Here is a 2125-nt window from a genome sequence, read left to right on the forward strand (position 1 = left end):
CACTCGTTATAGGGTCAAGCGAATAAGTGCATGTGGTGGATGCCTTGGCGATTACAGGCGATGAAGGACGCGATAGCCTGCGAAAAGTTGTGGGGAGCTGGCAAATAAGCATTGATCCACAAATGTCCGAATGGGGAAACCCGGCCTTTTAGGTCATCCTAGACTGAATACATAGGTCTAGCGAAGCGAACGCGGCGAACTGAAACATCTAAGTAGCTGCAGGAAAAGAAATCAACCGAGATTCCCAAAGTAGTGGCGAGCGAAATGGGACCAGCCTTCAAGATTTAGCACCGGTGTTATCAAAACGGAATGGAAAGTCCGGCCATAGTGGGTGATAGCCCCGTATGAGAAAACCCTGGTGTGGAACTAAGCTTGAGAAAAGTAGGGCGGGACACGTGAAATCCTGTCTGAAGATGGGGGGACCATCCTCCAAGGCTAAATACTCGTAATCGACCGATAGTGAACCAGTACCGTGAGGGAAAGGCGAAAAGAACCCCGGGAGGGGAGTGAAATAGATCCTGAAACCGCATGCATACAAACAGTCGGAGCCTCGTAAGGGGTGACGGCGTACCTTTTGTATAATGGGTCAGCGACTTACATTCAGTGGCGAGCTTAACCGAATAGGGAAGGCGTAGCGAAAGCGAGTCCGAATAGGGCGTTCAGTCGCTGGGTGTAGACCCGAAACCAAGTGATCTATCCATGGCCAGGTTGAAGGTGCGGTAACACGTACTGGAGGACCGAACCCACTAACGTTGAAAAGTTAGGGGATGAGCTGTGGATAGGGGTGAAAGGCTAAACAAACTTGGAAATAGCTGGTTCTCTCCGAAAACTATTTAGGTAGTGCCTCGTGTATCACCTTCGGGGGTAGAGCACTGTCATGGTTGAGGGGTCCATTGCGGATTACCTCGCCATAGCAAACTCCGAATACCGAAGAGTGCAATCACGGGAGACAGACATCGGGTGCTAACGTCCGGTGTCAAGAGGGAAACAACCCAGACCGCCAGCTAAGGTCCCTAAATATTGCTAAGTGGGAAACGAAGTGGGAAGGCTAAAACAGTCAGGAGGTTGGCTTAGAAGCAGCCACCCTTTAAAGAAAGCGTAATAGCTCACTGATCGAGTCGTCCTGCGCGGAAGATGTAACGGGGCTAAGCAATATACCGAAGCTGCGGATGCGAGCTTGCTCGCATGGTAGGAGAGCGTTCTGTAAGCCTGTGAAGGTGTCTTGTAAAGGATGCTGGAGGTATCAGAAGTGCGAATGCTGACATGAGTAGCGATAAAGGGGGTGAAAGGCCCCCTCGCCGTAAGCCCAAGGTTTCCTACGCAACGTTCATCGGCGTAGGGTGAGTCGGCCCCTAAGGCGAGGCAGAGATGCGTAGCTGATGGGAAGCAGGTTAATATTCCTGCACCGTCGTATGATGCGATGGGGGGACGGATCGCGGAAGGTTGTCCGGGTGTTGGAAGTCCCGGTCCCTGCAGTGGAGAAGGCGCTTAGGCAAATCCGGGCGCGTAATTCAAGGCTGTGGGGCGAGTGAACTTGTTCACGAAGCAATTGGAAGTGGTTCCAAGAAAAGCCTCTAAGCTTCAGTCATACGAGACCGTACCGCAAACCGACACAGGTGGGCGAGATGAGTATTCTAAGGCGCTTGAGAGAACTCGGGAGAAGGAACTCGGCAAATTGGTACCGTAACTTCGGGATAAGGTACGCCCTTGTAGCTTAACTGGCCTGCGCCAGAAGGGTGAAGGGGTTGCAATAAACTGGTGGCTGCGACTGTTTAATAAAAACACAGCACTCTGCAAACACGAAAGTGGACGTATAGGGTGTGACGCCTGCCCGGTGCCGGAAGATTAAATGATGGGGTGCAAGCTCTTGATTGAAGTCCCGGTAAACGGCGGCCGTAACTATAACGGTCCTAAGGTAGCGAAATTCCTTGTCGGGTAAGTTCCGACCTGCACGAATGGCGTAACGATGGCCACACTGTCTCCTCCCGAGACTCAGCGAAGTTGAAGTGTTTGTGATGATGCAATCTACCCGCGGCTAGACGGAAAGACCCCATGAACCTTTACTGTAGCTTTGCATTGGACTTTGAACCGGTCTGTGTAGGATAGGTGGGAGGCTTTGAAGCAG

At 51.9% G+C, this 2125-nt stretch carries 1 rRNA gene; it reads left to right on the plus strand.

The features are described 5' to 3' along the window. Positions 1-12: 12 nt before the first annotated feature. Positions 13-2125, plus strand: a 23S ribosomal RNA gene (locus PCO31010_RS26450); the annotation flags it as partial.

This window comes from Pandoraea commovens, from assembly GCF_902459615.1.
GTDB lineage: Bacteria > Pseudomonadota > Gammaproteobacteria > Burkholderiales > Burkholderiaceae > Pandoraea > Pandoraea commovens.